Raw genomic sequence first — 20,236 nt, 5'->3', positions numbered from 1 at the left:
TATCCTTCCCTTCATTGCTTGTATTGTGACCGGGCTGGTGTCAGCCGTTCTATCCTCATTGTACTTCTGCCTGTATGGCTTGTATTGCAAAAAAACGACATCAGCGCCGGGCATGACTCAGCGCATCCAGCGGAGTTCTGCCTGCGAATTTCTTGAAATTGTTGATCAAATGCGACTGGTGGCTGTACCCGTAAGTGAAGACTATATCTTGCATTACGCCCTTGGTCTGGGAGGAACGGTACAGGTCCAGCCAGACATTCTGGAAGCGGATAAGATCGGCCACCTTTTTTGGCGGAAGGCCGATATGCTGCCGGAACAGCCGTTCCAGCTGGCGGCTGCTCAAGCCTGAGCTGCTCTCCAGCGCCCCTGCCGTCATGATCCCGCGTGATGTAAGCAGTCTGTGGACCGCGTTCATCATCCCGTCGCTGCTGCGGTTTCCCCGTTCCAATCTCCGTAAAAGGAAAGCTTCAGCAGCAGCGATGCGCTCAGTCATTGTACGGATATGCTGGAGCCTGTCTCCCAGCTCCTTACGGAAGGTTCTGAAATAATACTCTACCGGAACATGCACATTCAATACCTCCGTCAGCGGCTCGTCTGCGAACAGATGAACGGCCCAGAAGTGAAACCGGATGGCGAAACGCTCTGTCGTAACAGGCTGTGCTGCTTGTCCTGCCTCAAACGGAGTGTCGTTAATCCCGCAAAAAATCCCGCCGGACGCCCCTGTCCGCTCATCCCATTCCCAAATGATGTCCATGCAGCTATCTGGTATGATAGTCTCCGTCAGCTGAGAGGCTGGTCCTTCGGCTGCTTCTGCACCGGATAGTGCCGCGTCCCCTTCACCGCATGCAGCGCCGTTAGATCCCCAGTAGCAGCGGATATACGGCTGAAGCAGCCTGCCCGGCAGATACTCGCCGCCCCCGGCCGGATTGGCCGTTATCGGATGATACAGCGCCGAAAGATTATACATCCCAGTGCAGCCTCCTTCCTTTGCTGTAACCTTGTATTCAGATCATACACAATCCCTGTACGAAGCGCCAGAACACCTGCTTTTCGATTGGCTAAGCCCCCGCTTACCGAATGATTATGTTGCAAAATGATCTGCCCTGCTTTTCCTGGTAATATTATACGCCTCTTGCTTGTTGGCTACACTGGGAATAGTCGCAGCTTTGCAACCATTTTGTTTGTTGCTGCGGGCTTAAATGTTGTACAATAAAGGCTAAATGACTTTTTGAAGGATGGATTAATAATGTATATAGCCAGTGATTGGAAAGACTATGAAGTGATTGATACCGGGGGCGGGGAGAAGCTGGAACGGTGGGGCGATATTATCCTGCGCCGGCCGGACCCGCAGATCATCTGGCCGCTGGCCAGCGAGAGCGCCAAGTGGCGGGATGTTCACGGACATTATCACCGCAGCTCCGCCGGAGGCGGGCAGTGGGAGATGAAGAAGACGATACCGGAGGACTGGAAAATCAGCTACGGCAAGCTGAAGTTCCACCTCCGCCCGACGAACTTCAAGCACACCGGGCTGTTCCCGGAGCAGGCGGCCAACTGGCGCTGGATGATGGACAAGATCGCAGCGGCTAACCGGCCGATCTCCGTCCTCAACCTGTTCGCATATACCGGCGGAGCAACTGTTGCGGCAGCAAGTGCCGGAGCCTCCGTCGTGCATGTCGATGCAGCCAAGGGGATGGTTCAATGGGCCAAGGAGAATGTAGCCCTGTCCGGTCTTGCCGACAAGCCGCTCCGCTTTATTACCGATGATGTATTCAAGTTCGTCCAGCGCGAACAGCGCCGCGGCAGCAAATATGATGCAATTATTATGGACCCTCCGTCCTACGGAAGAGGGCCGGGCGGTGAAATGTGGAAGCTCGAATCCAGTCTCTATCCGTTCCTGGAGAGCTGCATGGAGATTATGAGCGACCGTCCGTTATTCATGCTGATTAACTCCTACACGACCGGCATCTCGCCAACCGTACTGCGCAACATGCTGTCAATGACGATGGGCAAGCGCTATGGCGGCAAGCTGAATTCCGGTGAGATCGGCTTGCCGATTACAGCCTCCGGCATGAATCTGCCTTGCGGGATTCTGGGCCGCTGGGAGGCGTAAGCCATGAGCGGAACGAATAACGGCGCAGCAGGAGAATCCGGCAGCAGCCCCTCCCGGTTCGAGATTCTATATGAGGACAACCATCTGCTCGGCATTGTGAAGCCTGTGAATATTCCCGTTCAAGAGGATGCTACAGGCGACCCGGATCTGCTGACCCTGCTGAAGGAAGATGTGAAGCAGCGCTACGCGAAGCCGGGCAACGTCTTCATGGGCCTGGTTCACCGGCTGGACCGGCCTGTAGGCGGTGCGATGATCTTCGCCAAGACCTCGAAGGCGGCCTCCCGGCTATCCGAGAGTGTGCGCACCCACGCCTTCCAGAAGGTCTATCTGACAGTGGTGCATGGTCAGCTTCCGGGCGCAGAGGCCCGGCTGGAGCATACGCTGCTTAAGGACCCTAAGAGCAATACCGTCCAGGCCGTCCGGGAGGGAACGCCAGGCGGCAAGCAAGCCATCCTTGATTATACCGTGATTGGTACGGCAGAAGGCTATTCGCTGGTGAGGATTGACCTGCTGACCGGCCGCTCCCACCAGATCCGCGTCCAGCTCAGCGACGTTGGATGTCCGCTATATGGAGATCAGAAGTACGGTACTGCCGTGAACAGACCGGGACAGCAGATTGCCTTATGGTCTGCACTCACCCGGTTCCCGCATCCGGTGACCAAGGAAGAAGTCGAGCTGCTCTCCCTGCCTCCCCGTTCCTATCCCTGGAATCTTTGGACTCCGCAAATGCAAAAGCAGGCTATCCTTTAACGGACAGCCTGCTTTTTGGCATTATTATATAGGTTCTCAGTTGGTGCTTATACGGACTGTACCGAAGCTGCGTCATCCACGGCGGGGGCAACCGCCATCTTGCCCATGAGGTAGAGCAGCAGCTGCTGATTATGGGAGGAAATGGGGTCCAGCGCTTCTGCAAAAAAATCACTGCGGACCTTCAGTCCGCGCAGCGTCTCCCGCTGGCCTGTCTCGGTGATGCTCACCCAGACAATTCTGCGGTCTGAGGCATCGCGTTCACGGACAATCAGATTATGCTTCTCCATCCGGTCAAGCAGCATCGTCACGGCCGCCGGACTGGTTGCCAGATGAGGGGCCAAATCAGAAGGCTTCATCGCATCACGCTCCTGCAGCAATTCCAGTACGGTAAGCTGGGCATCAGTCAGTGTAGGGGCAAGCTTGCTGTCCATATGTAGCTTATAGTCCTTTAATATCTTATGCCAGATTTTACTGAATTCAGTGGAGTGCACACTTATTCCTTCCTTTCCTGCGGATCTCTATCCGGTATACTTAACTTTTTCGCCAGAAAAATTCCAAATCCTTCAAGGACGAAAAATAAAATCTTATCTGCAGCTATTCCCCCTAAATAAAAGCGCGGGCAGCCCGTTACTCTGAGCTGCCCGCACCGTTACATGCGGTATTATATTTTACTTGACTGCCTGAAAAAGAATAGCGATCTCGTCCTTCTTCTCGACAGCAACCAGCTGCTTGCCTGTAGAACGGCGTTCAGCAATCGGTGCCGATTCGGAAGAGAAGGAATGTACCGCACCGCTCTGGGTGATGGCGGTCACCTCCAGCGGCTCCTTGCAATAGAATGCGCCTGCCAGCCTGCTGCCGTTCGGACGGACACGCTTGCCTTCCTTGAACTCGAAGGTTGGCATCCCTTTGCCTCCGCGGCTCTGGGATGGATAATCCACCATCAGGGAGCGCTTGGCATAACCGATGTCGGATATAGCCAGGATCTCTCCTTCATCCTCGCTGACCCAGAAGCAGGAGACCACCTCATCTCCTTCACGGAGCTGAATTCCCCTAACTCCTGTGGCCACCCGGCCCATAGGATTCACTTCATTCTCACGGAAACGGATGCTCATGCCCTCACGGGTAATCAGCACGATGTCCTTGTCATTACTGCTCTGCGCCACTGTAATGATCTCATCGCCTTCCGCCACCTTACAGGCGGCAACGGCTCCGGAACGGCTTGTAGAGTACTCCTTGAGCTCGGTACGCTTCACCTGCCCCTTGCGGGTAATGAAGACCAGACTGGCCAGCGGGTCCTCCAGGTTGCCGACCGGCAGTACACTGACGACACTGTCTCCCTTATTCAGTCCGATCACGTTGACGATGGCCGTCCCCGGCTCTTTCCATTTGAACTCTGGAATCTGGTGCACGGGAAGCAGGAAGTATTGCCCCTTGCGGGTGAATACGAGCAGGCTCTCCCGGGTATTCAGATCCAGCAGCTTGACGATATGATCGCCATCCTTGACGCCTGAAGAGTGGCGCTCCCCGCCCGAACGGGTGAAGGACAGCATGCCGGTCCGCTTGATATAGCCGTCCGCAGAGAGTGCAACCAGCACATCCTCCGCATTGACCAGAACCTCCATGTTGACCTTAAGCTCCTCTACCTCGCCCTGAATCAGGGAACGGCGGTCGATTCCGTACTTGTCACGGATCTCCAGCAGCTCCTTGCGGATAACGGTAATCAGCTTCTTGTCGCTGTCCAGAATCCCCTGGAGCACAGCAATCCGGGCCAGCATCTCATCTAGCTCCTTCTGCAGCGAATGAATCTCCAGATTGGTGAGACGGTAGAGCTGCAAGGTAAGGATAGAATCAGCCTGACGTTCGCTGAAGCCGAACATCCATACCAGATTATTCTGGGCATCCTGGCGGTTCTTCGAGGCCTTGATGGCAGCGATCACTTCGTCCAGAATATTCAGCGCCTTGACCAGTCCCTCCAAGACATGGGCACGGTCCTCCGCCCGTTCCAGATCGAACCGGGTACGGTGAGTGACCACTTCGCGCTGATGGGCAATGTAGGCTTCAAGGATCGCTTTGAGCCCCAGCTGCTGCGGAGCCTTGTTAACGATGGCTACCATGTTGAAGTTGTAAGTGACTTGGAGGTCGGTTTTTTTGAGCAGATAGGCTAAGACGCCTTGTGCATCTGCCTCCTTCTTCAGCTCCACCACGATGCGCAGACCCTCACGGCCGCTCTCATCGCGGACCTCGGCGATCCCTTCAATCTTTTTCTCCAGACGGATGTTCTCCATGGAGGTCACCAGCCGTGACTTCACGATCTGGAAAGGCACCTCGGTGATCACGATCTGCTGCTTCCCGCCGCGCAGGTTCTCAATCTCCGTCTTGGAACGCAGATAGATACGGCCTTTGCCGGTGCGGTAAGCATCCATAATGCCGTCTCCGCCCATAATGGTGCCGCCTGTCGGGAAATCCGGCCCTTTGATGAAGGTCATGATATCCTCCAGCGCAATGTCCGGCTTCTGCATGACAGCGATGCAGGCGTCGATGACTTCCCGCAGGTTATGCGGTGGAATCTCCGTGGCAAATCCGGCCGAGATCCCGCTCGTCCCGTTCACCAGCAGATTCGGATAACGGGAGGGAACAACTACCGGCTCCTTGGCCGTATTATCGAAGTTGTCCTTGAACAGAACGGTGCGCTTCTCAATATCGCGCATCATCTCCATGGCAATCGGAGACAGACGCGCTTCTGTGTAACGCATCGCCGCTGCCGGGTCATCATCCATGGAACCCCAGTTGCCGTGTCCGTCTACCAGCACATGCCCCAACTTCCACGGCTGTGCCATCCGCACCATCCCGTCGTAGATCGAGGAGTCCCCGTGGGGATGGTAGTTACCCATGACATCACCAACGGTTTTGGCTGACTTGCGGTATGGCTTATCGGGCGTATTGCCGGAATCGTACATGGCATACAGAATCCGGCGCTGCACGGGCTTCAGCCCGTCGCGCACATCGGGGATCGCCCGGTCCTGAATGATATATTTGGAATACCGGCCAAACCGGTCACCCACGACCTCTTCCAGAAAAGCCGGCAAAAATTGCTCTGATAAACTGCTCATTTCCTCTTCACCTTCTGTTCCTCATTCTGTCCGCGTTTTTAAAGATTGATGATCTGACGCTTGGCGCTGAGATATTCAACCAATTTGCTTCAAAACGAGATCGTAATCTGAATAGAAGGGATGAGCGTAACTGCGGTGATTTTGGACTTCCGGCCGCTGTTGTATTTAGATTTCTAATTCATACGCTTTAGCGGATGAAATCTAAATACAAAGGCGGACGCTAACGCTCCTCCAGTTCCAAAATCCCCTCCGTCACTTCCCCTTCTATTCGATTAACAATTCTTATTTCAGCAAACCGTGAGTAACCCAACCGCTTCGCTTATGCAGATCATCAAAAAATTAAAAACGCGGAAGGTATCGTCACTTCCCACTACTACTTACGATCTTTGTTACTCCACGATCTCCGTGAAGTCGACGTTCTCGACAATCCAGCGCTTGCGCGGATCGACCTTATCGCCCATCAGGGTGGAGACGCGGCGCTCCGCCTTGGCGGCATCCTCGATCTGCACCTGAAGCAGCGTACGCGAATCGGGATTCATCGTAGTCTCCCACAGCTGGTCCGGGTTCATCTCACCCAGTCCCTTGTATCGCTGCAGCTCGAAATTCTTCCCGAATTCCTTCAGATAATTCTGCAATTCCTCATCGCTCCAGGCATAGCGGACCGTCTCCAGCTTGCCCGATTTACGTGTCAGCTTATACAGCGGCGGCTGGGCGATATAGACCTTACCGGCATCAATCAGCGGCTTCATGTAGCGGTAGAAGAAGGTCAGCAGCAGCACCTGAATATGCGCTCCGTCCGTATCGGCATCGGTCATAATGATGATTTTGGAATAATTGCTGTCCTCTACGGCAAAATCAGGCCCAATTCCCGCACCGATTGCCGAAATGATCGCCTTGTATTCGTCATTCTTCAGGATATCCAGCAGCTTGGCCTTCTCGGGGTTCATCGGCTTGCCCTTCAGCGGCAGGATCGCCTGAATCTTGGAATCCCGGCCTTGCTTCGCGGAGCCGCCGGCTGAATCACCCTCGACGATGAAGATCTCGGTACGCGTAACGTCCTTGGACTGTGCAGGTGACAGCTTGCCGCCCAGGTTCGAGCTCTCACTGCGCTTCTTGCCACTGCGGATCTCATCGCGGGCCTTGCGGGCCGCTTCACGGGCCTTGGAGGCCTGGATCGATTTTTTCAGCAGACTCTGTGCAACTTGGGGATTCTCTTCCAGGAACCGCGCCATCCGCTCGGAGACGATGAAGTCCACGGCGCTGCGGGCAGATGCGCTTCCAAGCTGATCCTTCGTCTGTCCGACAAACTCCACATCCGACATCTTGATGCTGATGACCGCCATCATGCCTTCGCGCAGATCATTGCCCTCCAGATTCTTATCCTTCTCCTTGAGCAGCTGCGTGCGGCGGGCGTAATCATTCAGTACACGGGTATAGGCTGTCTTGAAGCCTGTCTCGTGTGTTCCCCCGCTGCGGGTAGGAATGGAGTTGACAAAAGAAGCGATCGTCTCCGTATACCCCGCATTATACTGCAGCGCGATTTCCACCTCGATCTCGTCCTTCTCGGAGCTGAAATGGATTACATCGTGCAGTACATCCTTGCCTTCGTTCAGGAATTGCACGAACTGGCTGGCGCCGCCTTCGTAGAAGAATTCATCCTGACGGCCGCTGCGCTCATCGCTCAGAATGATCCGCAGGCCGGAGTTCAGGAAGGCAATCTCCTGTACCCGTTCTGCCAGCGTATCATAACTCAGCGCAATGCCTGCGGAGAAGACGCGAATATCCGGCTTGAAGGTAATCTTCGAACCGGTTTTATTCGTATTTCCCAGTATCTCAAGACCGGTTACAGGCTCACCGACATGCTCTTTGCCGTTCTTGTCGACCCAGTATTCAAAGCGCTGGCGGTGAATCTTGCCCTCCCGGTAAATCTCCACTTCCAGCCATTCGGACAACGCATTGGTTACCGAAGCCCCAACCCCGTGCAAGCCGCCCGATTTCTTGTAGCCGGAGCCGCCAAATTTGCCGCCTGCATGCAGAATGGTGAATACCACCTGCGGCGTTGGGACTCCTGTCTTGTGCATTCCGGTCGGGATTCCGCGTCCGTTGTCAATCACGGTTACCGATCCGTCTTTTTTCAAAGTGATATCAATCTTCGAGCAAAACTTCGCCAAATGCTCATCTACGGCATTATCCACTATTTCCCATACTAAATGGTGCAGACCCGAGGAACTCGTACTGCCAATATACATGCCGGGCCGTTTGCGGACCGCAACCAGACCTTCGAGCACCTGAATGTCGTCAGCATCGTATCCAGTCCGGCCTGCTTCGCCGTTCTTAGAGACTTTTGCAAACATATCGATCTGTTCGAGCATTCATGCTCCTCCTTCACTTGTCTTCCTGTCTCTCTAAAAATGCAAACAAACGTTTTCGTTCACTTTGTACATTCTAATTCAAAATATCCCGTTTCGTAAAGACGGCGAATGAAATGATTACGGCCGCAAGTCCCCAAATGCCCAGAACCGCCATCGAAAAGCCCAATGTCATGCCCTCTATCGGCGCGGGAGTGCCCGCTAAATAAGTCGTCAGCTCCATGTTGACCATAAATAAATATTTGGCCGCCGTCCAGGCGGAAGCCATATTCGTCAGGATCGTTCCGGCAATCAGCGCCGCCATCATCACTACAATACTAGCAGCCGTACTGCGGACCAGCACCGACACCATGAAGGCCAGCAGGGCCACCACGATGCTGACATACCAGATCAGCCCGCCCTGCATCAGCAGATACTTCCACTGCTCCACGGCATGAACCTTAGTCATATCCACAGTATCACCGTTCAGCTGGAAGCCAGTAAAGACTGGAACATTGAACCCCTTATAGCCAAAAGCCAGCCCCGATATCAGATAGCTGATTACGAATACGGACAGGACAATCAGCGAGACGAACATCAGCAGCGCTACCATTTTGCTGAACAGTACCTTCCAGCGTCTGACCGGGCGGGTCAGCAGCATTTTGATCGTGCCTGTCGTCCGCTCCCCGGAGACGAGGTCGGAGGCAACCGCCATGATTAGCAGCGGAATGAACAGGGAGACGGAATTATTGACAAACTCCCGGGTGAACGTTACTCCGCTCGGCTCGTTCGGATTCACATCATGGTCCAGATAATACTGCAATTGCTGGAGAAAAATCCGCCGGTACGACTTCCATTCCTCCGGAATCCGGTCGCTGCCGAGCGAGTTCTGGTTGTCGGTAATCTGCTGCTGGATCTCCAGCCTCCAGTCAGAGTTAAATTTGTCACGGCTGCGCTCGGCTATGCGCATTTGCGCATAGGTAAACATTGGCACCAGCACAAGCAGGATGAGCAGGATGACATAGAAACGTTTCTTTTTAATAATCTTCAGGCACTCATTTCGGATGAGCGGCAGCAGGTTAGTCAATGGCTTCACCTTCCGTTAGCTTCAAGAATAGCTGTTCCAGTGTAGGGTTGATTTTATGCACAGCCCGGACTTCCACCTCTTGTGCAACCAGCACGGCAACAATCTCCGGGATCAGCTCCTCGTCCATCGCCGTAACCAGGGAATTCACGCCCATGCCTGCGATGACCGAGTCATCCAGGGTAACCTCGTCCAGATGAAGCAGCGCGATATCCGGCCGCCCGGCCATGATGTCTCTTGCCCGCTGAAGCGGCTCCAGCTCCCACAGGACATAAGGCGAGTTACGGGCAACCAGCTCGTCTACAGCGCCAACAGCGAGTACACGGCCTTTGCTGATAATGGCTACCCGGTCGCACAGCAGCTGAATTTCGCTCAGCAGATGACTGGACACAAAGACTGCCAGCCCTTCGTCTGCCAGCTTACGGATGAATTCGCGCAGCTCCTTGATCCCCTTCGGGTCCAGGCCGTTGGTCGGCTCATCGAGAATCAGCAGCCGGGGACGGCCGAGCAGGGCTTGGGCAATACCGAGCCGCTGGCGCATCCCCAGCGAATACGTGCTGACTTTATCCTGAATGCGCTGATCGAGCCGCACGATTTCCACGACCTCGGCAATCCGCTGCTCATCCACTCCGGGCTGCATGCGGGCGAAATGCTGCAGGTTCTCCCAGCCCGTCAGATACGTATAAACCTCGGGATTTTCGACAATGGAGCCGACGTATTGCAGCGCTTTTTCCGGATTCCGGTTCACATTATAGCCGCAGACGGTAATCGTCCCTTCGCTCGGGCGGATCAGGTCCACCAGCATACGGATGGTTGTGGTTTTGCCGGCTCCGTTCGGACCGAGAAAGCCGAAGATTTCGCCTTTTTTCACATCAAACGTGACATCATCTATAATCCATTTGCGGCCGATTTTTTTGCGGACTCCCCGGGCGGACAGGACGACCTCTTCCCCCGGTGCCTCATGAATGGTTCTCGCCATCTTATACAGCTCCTTGCCACAGTCATTTCTGTTCAAAAAATTATTCTGTCAGCGAACCGCTTGAACAATCCGCTCACTCATCCGCTGATAGCCGTCCCCGTTCGGGTGAAAATGATCATTCGACAGGTATTTCGCCAAATGGCGGTCAAACAGATCAAAGGTCGGGACCAGCGTCATGTTCTGATGCTTGTTGATCATATCCATCGCCGCATTATTCCACGCCGTTACCGCCTGATTACCGGGAATTAGCAGCCCCTCGATATCTCCGAAGGGATTATACAGTCCGATGTAATAGACCTGGGCCTGCGGATTCACTTCTGCAACTGTATCCAGTATGCTGCCCAGCCGTTTGGCGGCCCCAGGCAGCGCGGAGAGAAGCGATTCCGGGGTCAGATCACCTGCAGACGCGGTTGGAACCGGGGTGGTGCCTTCTACCTTGTTATTGGCAGGGGCTTCCGCGCTCTGAGGTACCGCTTGCTCCGAAGGCTTCGCAGAGGCGGCTGCTTGTCCGCTGCTCCCGCCGGTCCCCAGAATATCCGAGCCCCGGAACAGGTCGTTCCCGCCGATGGAGATCAGGATGACATTCGCCTGACGCAGCGCGTATTGCACCCCTTCCTCCTGAAGCTTGCTCTGCAAGGCAGCCGTGGTCAAGCCGTTAATGCCCATATTGCCCAGCAGCTCTGCCTTTCCTCCATTGGCCGACAAGGCATCTACGGTCCGTCTAACAAACCCTTGCCCGGAGTTGTCGCCGGTCCCTTTGGCCAGAGAATCACCAAGCGCCAGAATCTTGTATTCGTCACTTGCCGCGGCTGTCGGTGCAGCCGTCTCCTGCGGAAGGGAGGAGAGGAACTGCTCCCCCTTCGGGTTCAGGATATCGCCCACTGCATACACAAATCCTGTAATCAAAAGTAAAGTTGCCAGGATGGACACCAGGCTTACTGTCCTCCAGGTCCATTTGGAATCCTTCAATGCTATCCCTCCATCTGCCGTACTCTTCTGCCTCTTCCATCATTCACAACATTATTAACTATGTAGATAAACATAATTCTTCTTTGCACAATTTGCAAACGAAAAGGGTTTGTTTAGGTGGGGGGCGCGGCTGCGGTGATTTTGGACTTACGGCCGCTGTTGTCTCCAAATTTATTGAATGAACCGTTATACGGTTAAAATTCGGAGACAAAGGCGGACGCTATCGCTCCTACAGTTCCAAAATCCCCTCCGCCGCTTCACACCTAAACGGTGGAAGCAGTAAGGGCGGCACGATGGCGCTGCGCTGATCGTGCAAGACCAATATTACTTTAATATCCTAAAAATCATAAAAACGCCCCCCGGCAATGCCGGAGGGCGGAGTTAACGTTGCTTTATTTACCGATGAATTCCTGAACCCAGTAGTTATTATCGAAGCCAACGCCGATGTAGTTGAAGTTCGCGCTCAGGATGTTAGCCTTATGACCCGGGCTGTTCATCCACGCGGTCATAACTTCCTGAGGGGTCTTCTGGCCCATAGCGATATTCTCACCAGCCGCCTTATACGTAATACCGAACGCCGACATCATATCGAAAGGTGATCCGTAGGTCGGAGAAGTGTGTGAGAAATAGTTATTCGAGCGCATGTCCGCAGCCTTCGCCGCAGCCACTTTGTTCAGGCTGTCCAGTGCGGAGACAGGAGCTAGTCCAGCTGCAGCGCGCTCTTTGTTCACCAGTGCGACTACTTGCTGTGTGTAACTGGAGGCGTTATTGCCAACTGCAGGAACCGCAGACGGGGCCGGGGTTACTACAGGTTTTGCTGTGGCCACGGGGGCCGGGGCTGGCTTAGCAGTGGCTACTGGTGCCGCTGTAGCCACTGGTGCTGCTGTTGCAACCGGCTTAGCCGGAGCTGCCGGGGCAGCTGCAACTGGCGTTGTGTATACAAAGGTTTTAGTGACAGTGTACGTATTACCATTCAGTACAAAAGTCTTCGAATTGTTCTGTGTGAAATAGTCCATGAGCTGTGCGAAATTCATATCTGATCCGGCTGCCGCAGGGGCACCGGCTGCTGCTGCGTTTGCTTGTAATGGAAGAGAAATGCCAAGCGCCATAACAGCGGCTACGCTTCCACCTATCACTCTTCTCAAAGTCTTGCTTTTCATTCTGCCATCTCCTTATTCTTCGTTGTGATGTATCGTGCTGCCAGGGCGTCGGTCTACAAATGTTACAAAGTTGTAATCTGTTCCTAGGTCATTGTAACACAAAACTATCAGCTGTGCGCTTCTAAATTCTGTCATTTTATAGATAGAAAGGATTTCATAGAATAGGAAGGCTTGTCCCTCCAGCAGCGGCAAAAGAAAACAGCATTGCCGTCCTTTTCAGGACGGCTGTATCTATCCTATATATCGGCGCTTCTATCGCTTATTTTAATGAAAAGACTGCCAGAACTCCCCTTCGGTCGAGATCAGGCCCATAATCTCAGCATACGGAATGCGGAAGGTTGGAAATCCTGCGGCGTACGGAGCAATCTCATAAGGTGCAAAATACAGGTACAGCGCCTCCGCATCCACATAAAAGGGCTGATCGGCTGTAATGCCTTTGTACGTATCAGGGAAAACATAGGAATACTGCGGATCATTCGCAATCTGCTTGCCGACAATGTCACTGAGCTTCTGCACGTATTTGCTGCCGGGCTTGAACAGATCGCTGAGCGTGTAGAACTTGCCGGTGCGCAGGTTGATATGCTCATAGATCCGGGTAGGCATGCCGTGCGCAGCGCCGAACGGAAAATGATAACCGCTAAGCTCCAGCACCAGCAGATTCTTACGGAAGAAGGATACGGCGAAATCTCCCGTATAGCTGAAATCCTGCGTACCTCCACCCGTCCCCGCGCCGTAAGCGAGCGACAGATTGCGCAGCTTGTCATTCACCGCCTTCGAGACCTCGGCAACCGCGATCCCTTCCACGACTGGATAATAGACCAGGTAATCCCGGTTAGGCTTGTATTTCTTCTCCAGCACAGAGTATGGCGGTCTGAGCGGAATGACCCCGTTTTGCCGCCAGACCTGCTTGCCTTTACGGTCATAATAGGAGGTGCGCAGATCAATATCCGCGCGGATCAGGCTGCCGCTGAAGGACAGTGATCCTGAGCCTGCGATGACCGGGGGCTGGGCGGCTTTTTTCCCGCTCGTGTCAATAAAATACGTATCCTTGGCATCATACACCGACGCGAGTCCCTGCTGATAATTGTTCACGCCCAGCAGCGGGTGAGTGCTGAGAATTCTTCCGGTCAGCGCATCGGCGATGACATAGCTGGAGCCTCTGTAGGGCTGATCTGCATACAGCGGGGTCCCCAGCGCCACTCGGTTCTCTCCCAGCTGCTGCACCTCATAATAGACGGCGGGAATGATCATTTTCCCCTGCTTGTCGATCAGACCGTAGGCGTTGCCATAATCAGCAGCTGTGTTAATCACCGCCCGGCCCTCCGAGAACGGCAGAGCTGCCGTATACTGCGGCTGGATAGCAATCGTGCCGTCCGTGTGGAGATAACCGTATTTCCCATCCTCCGTCGCCTGAAAGGCCAGCAGCCCATCCCCCGGATACCCGACAAAAGGATGTTTGTACGTATGCAGCACCACGCCATGAACATCAATCAACGCATATTCCCCTTCGGCTATTTTGACCAGTGCAGTCCCGTTCGAGAAATCCCCGGCGTCCAGATAGACGGCTGGCAGCACCTCTTTGCCCTGAGCATCCAGGTACCCATACAGCGAGTTCCCCCCGGTAGTATTCTGCTTGGAGAACAGCGCACGGCCTTCTTGCAGCGAATTCAGATAGTCATAGCGCGCGGACGTCACCTCTTTACCTTTTTCATCAATAAAAGTATAGCCCTTCGCATCCGACACCACGGCCCGCCCCTCGGAAAAAGGACCAATAAAATTATAGACCGGTTTGACCCGCTCCCGCCCGGAGCTGTCAATCAGACCGCTGACATTCCCCCGCTGCACCACCGCCAGGCCATTCTCCTGAAACTCCTCCGCATAATCATATCTCGGCTCAATCACAATCCGGCCTTCGTTGTTGATATATCCCCACAGCGTTCCGTCCTTAAGCTTAAAAGGAGCCGGATGCAGCAGCGCTGCCCGCAGGCCTCCGCCGTCATCCGGGAGCACAATGAGCGCCTCCAGTGGCTTTTTGGAGTAGTCTACACGGTATAAGCCCGCCTCTGCCGGGATTGTCACGAACAAATCCTCTTCCGCACGGATGAAATCCTCCTCCTGCTGCGGAATACACTCATTCCAGCCGATGCCGTCCCACCGCCATACCTCCGTCTGAATCAAACCGTTGTCGTTCCCTTTTCCCAGCTCGTTCAGCTTAATCCTCAGCATGTTGTCGTTCTCCTTTACAAAGGCTTTTGCCTATAGACTATGAGAGTGAGGGGGAAAGGGTGTGCTTGGGCGTTAAAAAACAGAAAGGCGATGTCGTAACTGCGGTGAGTTTTGGACTTCCGGCCGCTGTTGTCTCCAGATTTCTTGATTTAAACCGCTGATCGCGGTAGAAATCCGGAGACAAAGGCGGACGCTCCCGCTCCTCCAGTTCCAAAATCCCCTCCGTTACTGCTGCCTTTTTGTTGGTAAACCTTAAGGGCAACACAAACACACCCTTTCGGAGGGTGTGTACCGGGTGAACAAGGGCTGCTGTGCCTGCCCTTGAAATATGAGAATAACCCTTTTGCTGGGCAGGCAAAGGGTTATAAAACTCTATAAAGGATAGAGGTCTAAAACTCTATTCAGCGGACTGGACAAATTCGTCCGTAAAAATAGTGCTAATTCTGCCTGTTACCAGTCACTTGACTGCCACCCGACTACTAACTGCTGACTTGCTGACTGCTAACTGCTGACTATTCACTACTCACTGCTGACCGCTAACTATTTACCGTCTGCTACCTGATTAATAGCCACTTGTTACTTGCCGCCCACTGCCTGCTACCTGAATGCTAACTGCTTGTCTCCTGCTGCCTGCCGCCTGACTGCTAACTGCTTGCTACTTACCACCTGGCACCTCTATGCACACCCTCTGCCCTCTGCCGCCTCTCCGCGCCCCCTCTGCCCCTCTGTCGCCTCTAGATCAGAATAAAACTATTAATTAGTCACTATTAGCTGCGAAATCCTGCCCAAAATGCAACATTCGGCTACGTATATCGACTTTAAACTAACATTGTTGCCTAAAATGCAGCATTTGCCGGCCCACAAGCCAATTAGTAGAGGAAATGTTGCATTTCGTGCAGCAATCAAGCCAAGTCTCCCTGCTCCTGCCCGCCGGAGTTGCATTTATTGCAACAAATTATGATCACCTGTTCGAGTAGCGGAGGAAATTCGAGAACTGGAGGAACGATAGCATCCGGAAGTCCAATACTCACCACCACAGGCACATTCAATCATGTGATTTGGAGCAACGCTGCGACAAATCCGGGTAAGCCAAAAAGCGTTTGCGTGGGTACCGCAAACGCTCTTTGCCTGCCTTCCCCACCCTTGGTGAGGTGATAGGAGTACCGGAGGGGATTTTGGAACTGGAGGAGCGCCAGCACCTGCTGAGTTCTTGAATTCAATTGTAATGGAATTTGAATTATGAACTGATCCTCGGGTAGAAGGAAAGTGGCGGAGGGGATTTTGGAACTGGAGGAGCGGGAGCGTCCGCTTTGTCTCCGGATTTCTACCGCGATTAGCGGTTTAAATCAAGAAATCTGGAGACAACAGCGGCCGGAAGTCCAAAACTCACCGCAGTCACGATCATACCTTACACCCAAGATGCTCAGTTCAGTTCAAATTATATGAACACTTGAATTCAATAACTTAGGAGCGACAGCGGCCGGAAGTCCAAAATCCCCGCAGGTACGACTAATCACCGAACCCCAAGCTATTTTTTCGACGAATATTTCCGCATATCAAACGATACAGCCGCGATAATGATCAGGCCTTTGATGATCAACTGGTAGTAAGGGCTGATGCCGATGAAGGTCAGGCCGTAGTTGATCAGGGTGAAGATGATAACGCCGACCAGGACGCCCGGCACGGTACCGATCCCGCCGGTGGTGGATACGCCGCCGACGACGCAGGCTGCGATGGCGTCAAGCTCGTACATGTTACCATAGTTGTTGGTCGCGCCGCCGGTTCGGGCTGCTTCAAGCACACCGGCCAGACCGTACAGGGCACCAGCGATAGCGTAGATGTAGATCAGGTTCTTGGAGACATTGATCCCGGATACCTTGGCTGCCTGCATGTTGCCGCCGATGGCGTACATGTTTTTACCCAGCTTGGTTTTGTTGAACAGCACCCAGACTATCGCCGCGACTCCGAGGGCTATGAGCACGATGTACGGGATGGAATACTGGCCGCTGCCGATGAAGCCGGAGCCGATGTCGGTGAAGTCGGAACGCAATCCGCCGATCGGCTGGGATTGGTTCGGGTCCATATCGAAGTAGAGCGAGTTCAAGCCGTACACGATGAGCATAGTGCCCAGGGTGGCGATAAACGGCGGAACGTTGAGCTTAGATACGATAATCCCATTGACGAGACCGCAGAGCAGGCCGGCCACAATGGCAATCAGAATCGGGAGCCAGACCTGCACCTGGGGCAGATCAGGGAAGAAACGGCGGGAGTAGTCAGGTATCTGCAGCATGGAAGCTGAGATCACCGCTGTGAAGCCGACCACCCGGCCTGCCGACAAGTCGGTCCCGGCGGTGATCAGGATAAAGGCCACCCCGAGCGCAATAATCACGCGTGTGGAGGACTGGATCAGGACATCCCGCAAGGTGTTGATCGACATGAAGCTTGGCTCGTAGATGATGATCCCCATAATCAGCAGTACCAGCACGATGTAGATTGCGTTTTGAGTCACGAAGGACTGCGCTCTTTTAATAGTCATAATTGTGTTCCTCCTTAATTGTTACGCGAAGTTTAAGCATTCATTGCTAAGCTTCTTCAGCCTTGCAGCAGCCCTATGATCTTCGCCGTCCTGTGAGTATAGCTCCTGATTAATGCTGTGCAGCGAGACGCATCACTTCGGTTTCCGTAGCCTGCGCACCTTCTAATATTCCTGTAAGCCGTCCTTCCGACATCACCATAACACGGTCAGACATCCCCAGCAGCTCAGGCATTTCCGAGGAGATCATAATGATGCTCTTCCCCTGCTTCGCCAGGTCGGCAATAATCGTATAGATTTCGAACTTCGCACCGACGTCAATTCCGCGGGTCGGCTCATCGAGCAGCAGCACCTCAGGCTCAGTGAGCAGCCATCTGGCCAGCAGCACCTTCTGCTGGTTCCCGCCGGAGAGATTCATAATCTGTGTCTTGGTCGTTGGCGTTTTGGTCCGCAGCTTTTCAATCATTTTATCGACTTCAACCTTCTTCTTGCGGCCGTTCAGCAGCAGGTAAGGCGTCTTGTAGCGGTCCAGGTTGGCGATGGCGCCGTTCTCATGCACAGACAGCACCGGAAAAATCCCCGTCACGCGCCGCTCCTCAGTCAACAGGGCCAGCCCGTGCTTCTTCGCATCCTGCGGAGAGTTAATCTTCACCTTCTTGCCGTCAATCGAGATCGAGCCAGATTTCACCGCGCGAAGTCCAAACAGCGCTTCAATGACCTCGGTTCTCTGTGCGCCGACCAGACCGCCGACTCCCAGAATCTCCCCGCGTCTTAATTCGAAGGACACATCCTTGAAGGATCTGGGCTCGGGTGAGGTCAGACCTTCCACCTTCATGAACACCTTGCCTGGAACATTGGTGCGCTCCGGGAAACGGTTCGTCAGATCACGCCCGACCATCTTGGAGATAATCAGGTCCGTGGTCAGCTCGGCCGAGGGCCAGGTGCCGATCTTTTTACCATCACGCATAATCGTCACTTCATCGGAAATCTCCAGGATTTCTTCCATTTTGTGAGATATATAGATAATAGCTACGCCTCTTTTTTGCAGGTCCCGGATGATCCGGAACAGATGCTCCACTTCCACGCTGGTTAAGGACGAGGTTGGCTCATCCATGACAATCACGCGGGAGTGAAAAGAGACCGCCTTCGCAATTTCGATGGATTGGATCTTGGATACAGACAGCTTGCCCACCAGTGTTTCGGGATTCAGGTCGATATCCAGATCTTTGAATAAGTTTTCGGTGTCTGTGAACATTTTTTTGTGGTCAATGAACTGAAGCGGCCCGATGCCCTTGGTTGGAAAACGTCCCAGCCAAATGTTCTCCATCACGCTGCGGAAAGGTACAGGGTGCAGCTCCTGATGGATCATCGAGATGCCGTGCTTCAGTGCTTCGCTCGAATTCGAGATGGAGGCCTTCTGGCCATCCAGGAAGATCTCACCGGCATCCGGTGAATAGATTCCAAAGAGACATTTCATCAGTGTGGACTTGCCTGCCCCGTTCTCGCCCATAAGTGCATGAACCGAGCCCGGACGAACCTTAATGCTGACTCCATCCAGCGCCTTCACGCCGGGAAATTCTTTGGTAATGCCGTTCATTTCCAGCAAAAATTCCGTATTTGCCATGTTGTTACGCCCCCTACGCTTTTTTTCTTTTTCCATGAGAGGCACAGCGGTTCCATCCTGCTCCCTACCCGTAAGGAATTCCGGAGAGCGCATTGCAGCGCCCTCCGGGACTGGTATCTATGATACGTATCTGTATCTGTAGCCTTGCACCTGTTAACGGATTACTTGGCGTCTGCTACGTTGTCTTTGGTAATCTTTTTGTAGGAGATCCATACAAATTGGTTGTCTGTGATATCGAAGCCTATGTTCTCTTTGGTTGGCGTTTCGCCTTTGGCCAGCAGAGCGGCCAGGGTGATCGCTGCTTTACCTTGGTTGTTGGCATCGTTCAGTACGGTACCGAGCATCGTTCCATCCTGCAAGGCCTGAACCGCAGGAGCTGTTGCATCCACGCCTACAACCGGCATGTATTTGTCGCCGCTGAAGTAGCCTTGAGCCTTCAGAGCTTCGATCGCGCCGAGTGCCATGTCATCGTTGTTGGCCAGTACGGCTTCAATCTTGTCGCCGTGGGAGCCGAGGAAGGCGGCCATTTTCTCCTGGCCTTTTACACGATCCCACATCGCGGTATCTTCAGCCAGCTTCTCTACCTTGATGCCTGCATCTTCGATTGCCTGGATGGAATACGTTGTGCGCAGTTCGGCATCCTGGTGTCCCGGTTCGCCCTTCAGCATGACATACTGCAGCACGCCGTCGCCGTTCTTGTCCGCTTCAGGGTGTGCCTTCCAGTAATCCACGATCAGCTGGCCGGACATAGTGCCGGACTCTTCAGCTTTCGCGCCTACGTAGTAGACCTTATCCCATTTCTTCATATCTTCCGGCAGCGGCTCGCGGTTCAGGAAGACCACCGGAATGTTCGCGGTCTTGGCTTTGTCAATGATGACGCCCGCAGCGGTGCGGTCTACCGGGTTGATCAGCATGCCGTTATATTTCTTGGTGATGAACAGATCCACCTTATCGTTCTGTGTGGGCTGGGAATTCTGGCTGTCTACGATATCAACCGTGGCAATGCCCTTGGCAGCAGCATCGATGGCGTTGCGGACACCCGTCATGAACGTGTCGTCAAATTTGTAGATCGCTACACCGACCTTCGGAGTCTCAGCAGAACCGGAATTCGCCGTGTTAGCCGCAGTTCCTGTGTTAGCTGGGTCAGCCGCCTTGTTATTGTTGCCGCCGCAGCCTGCGAGAGCAGCACCCAGCAATGCACTTGCAAGTAGAACGGAAGTGATTTTTTTCATGTCTAATTGACCTCCTGAGGATATTTCTTTATTTGGGATGATCCCGGTGTGTCCCGGGTACATCCTTATTATGCCCTACGTGAAAACGGTTGCGAATATAAAATCCTACTC

14 protein-coding genes are annotated in these 20,236 nt (G+C 53.8%); 2 read left to right on the top strand and 12 right to left on the bottom strand.

Features of this window, described 5'->3' with window-relative positions; all coding sequences use genetic code 11:
* Nucleotides 1-100: 100 nt before the first annotated feature.
* Complete coding sequence (locus NSS64_RS08645; RefSeq protein WP_341139837.1) at nt 101-967, bottom strand: helix-turn-helix domain-containing protein; 867 nt, start codon at nt 965-967, stop codon at nt 101-103.
* A 279-nt stretch (nt 968-1,246) separates the two neighbouring features.
* Between NSS64_RS08645 and NSS64_RS08640 the strand changes: the two genes are divergently transcribed.
* Together NSS64_RS08640 and NSS64_RS08635 are read left to right on the top strand one after the other, a co-directional pair.
* Nucleotides 1,247-2,110 carry a class I SAM-dependent methyltransferase gene (locus NSS64_RS08640; protein WP_209869861.1) on the top strand — a complete coding sequence of 288 codons (864 nt, stop codon included), beginning with the start codon at nt 1,247-1,249 and terminating at the stop codon, nt 2,108-2,110.
* Nucleotides 2,111-2,113: 3 nt separating this feature from the next.
* Nucleotides 2,114-2,860, top strand: a complete 747-nt coding sequence (locus tag NSS64_RS08635) for an RluA family pseudouridine synthase (RefSeq protein ID WP_341139836.1) — start codon at nt 2,114-2,116, stop codon at nt 2,858-2,860.
* A gap of 47 nt (nt 2,861-2,907) precedes the next feature.
* Here the strand turns inward: NSS64_RS08635 and NSS64_RS08630 are convergent, their stop codons facing one another.
* From NSS64_RS08630 to NSS64_RS08580, 11 genes are all read right to left on the bottom strand, one after another.
* Nucleotides 2,908-3,351 (bottom strand): MarR family winged helix-turn-helix transcriptional regulator, encoded by a 444-nt coding sequence (locus NSS64_RS08630; RefSeq protein WP_036732955.1) that lies wholly within the window; start codon nt 3,349-3,351, stop codon nt 2,908-2,910.
* A 177-nt stretch (nt 3,352-3,528) separates the two neighbouring features.
* Nucleotides 3,529-5,970: a DNA gyrase subunit A gene (gyrA, locus tag NSS64_RS08625; protein WP_340939774.1), complete on the bottom strand. Its 2,442-nt coding sequence runs from the start codon at nt 5,968-5,970 to the stop codon at nt 3,529-3,531.
* 389 nt (nt 5,971-6,359) lie between these two features.
* Nucleotides 6,360-8,342, bottom strand: coding sequence for a DNA topoisomerase IV subunit B (gene parE / locus NSS64_RS08620; protein ID WP_340939771.1), 1,983 nt, complete (start codon nt 8,340-8,342; stop codon nt 6,360-6,362).
* A gap of 73 nt (nt 8,343-8,415) precedes the next feature.
* On the bottom strand, nt 8,416-9,405 hold the full coding sequence (locus tag NSS64_RS08615) for an ABC transporter permease (RefSeq protein ID WP_036732948.1): 990 nt from the start codon (nt 9,403-9,405) through the stop codon (nt 8,416-8,418).
* Nucleotides 9,398-10,381, bottom strand: coding sequence for an ABC transporter ATP-binding protein (locus NSS64_RS08610; RefSeq protein ID WP_036732945.1), 984 nt, complete (start codon nt 10,379-10,381; stop codon nt 9,398-9,400). The genes NSS64_RS08615 and NSS64_RS08610 overlap by 8 nt, the downstream gene beginning before the upstream one ends.
* Nucleotides 10,382-10,429: 48 nt before the next feature.
* Complete coding sequence (locus tag NSS64_RS08605; protein WP_340939768.1) at nt 10,430-11,350, bottom strand: GDSL-type esterase/lipase family protein; 921 nt, start codon at nt 11,348-11,350, stop codon at nt 10,430-10,432.
* A 392-nt stretch (nt 11,351-11,742) separates the two neighbouring features.
* Nucleotides 11,743-12,510 (bottom strand): CAP domain-containing protein, encoded by a 768-nt coding sequence (locus NSS64_RS08600; RefSeq protein ID WP_341139835.1) that lies wholly within the window; start codon nt 12,508-12,510, stop codon nt 11,743-11,745.
* A gap of 264 nt (nt 12,511-12,774) precedes the next feature.
* On the bottom strand, nt 12,775-14,736 hold the full coding sequence (locus tag NSS64_RS08595) for a WG repeat-containing protein (RefSeq protein WP_341139834.1): 1,962 nt from the start codon (nt 14,734-14,736) through the stop codon (nt 12,775-12,777).
* A gap of 1,528 nt (nt 14,737-16,264) precedes the next feature.
* On the bottom strand, nt 16,265-17,272 hold the full coding sequence (gene mglC, locus NSS64_RS08590) for a galactose/methyl galactoside ABC transporter permease MglC (RefSeq protein WP_076079225.1): 1,008 nt from the start codon (nt 17,270-17,272) through the stop codon (nt 16,265-16,267).
* A gap of 109 nt (nt 17,273-17,381) precedes the next feature.
* Entirely contained in the window at nt 17,382-18,893 is a 1,512-nt protein-coding gene (locus tag NSS64_RS08585; RefSeq protein WP_076079224.1) for a sugar ABC transporter ATP-binding protein, read from the bottom strand.
* Between the two features lie 161 nt (nt 18,894-19,054).
* A complete protein-coding gene (locus NSS64_RS08580) occupies nt 19,055-20,125 on the bottom strand; it encodes a galactose ABC transporter substrate-binding protein (RefSeq protein ID WP_341139833.1) in 1,071 nt (356 codons plus the stop codon).
* Nucleotides 20,126-20,236 lie beyond the last annotated feature (111 nt).

Source organism: Paenibacillus sp. FSL H8-0122, from assembly GCF_038005345.1.
In the GTDB taxonomy this organism is placed as follows: domain Bacteria; phylum Bacillota; class Bacilli; order Paenibacillales; family Paenibacillaceae; genus Paenibacillus_AQ.
This window is presented reverse-complemented; position numbering and strand designations above follow the sequence as displayed.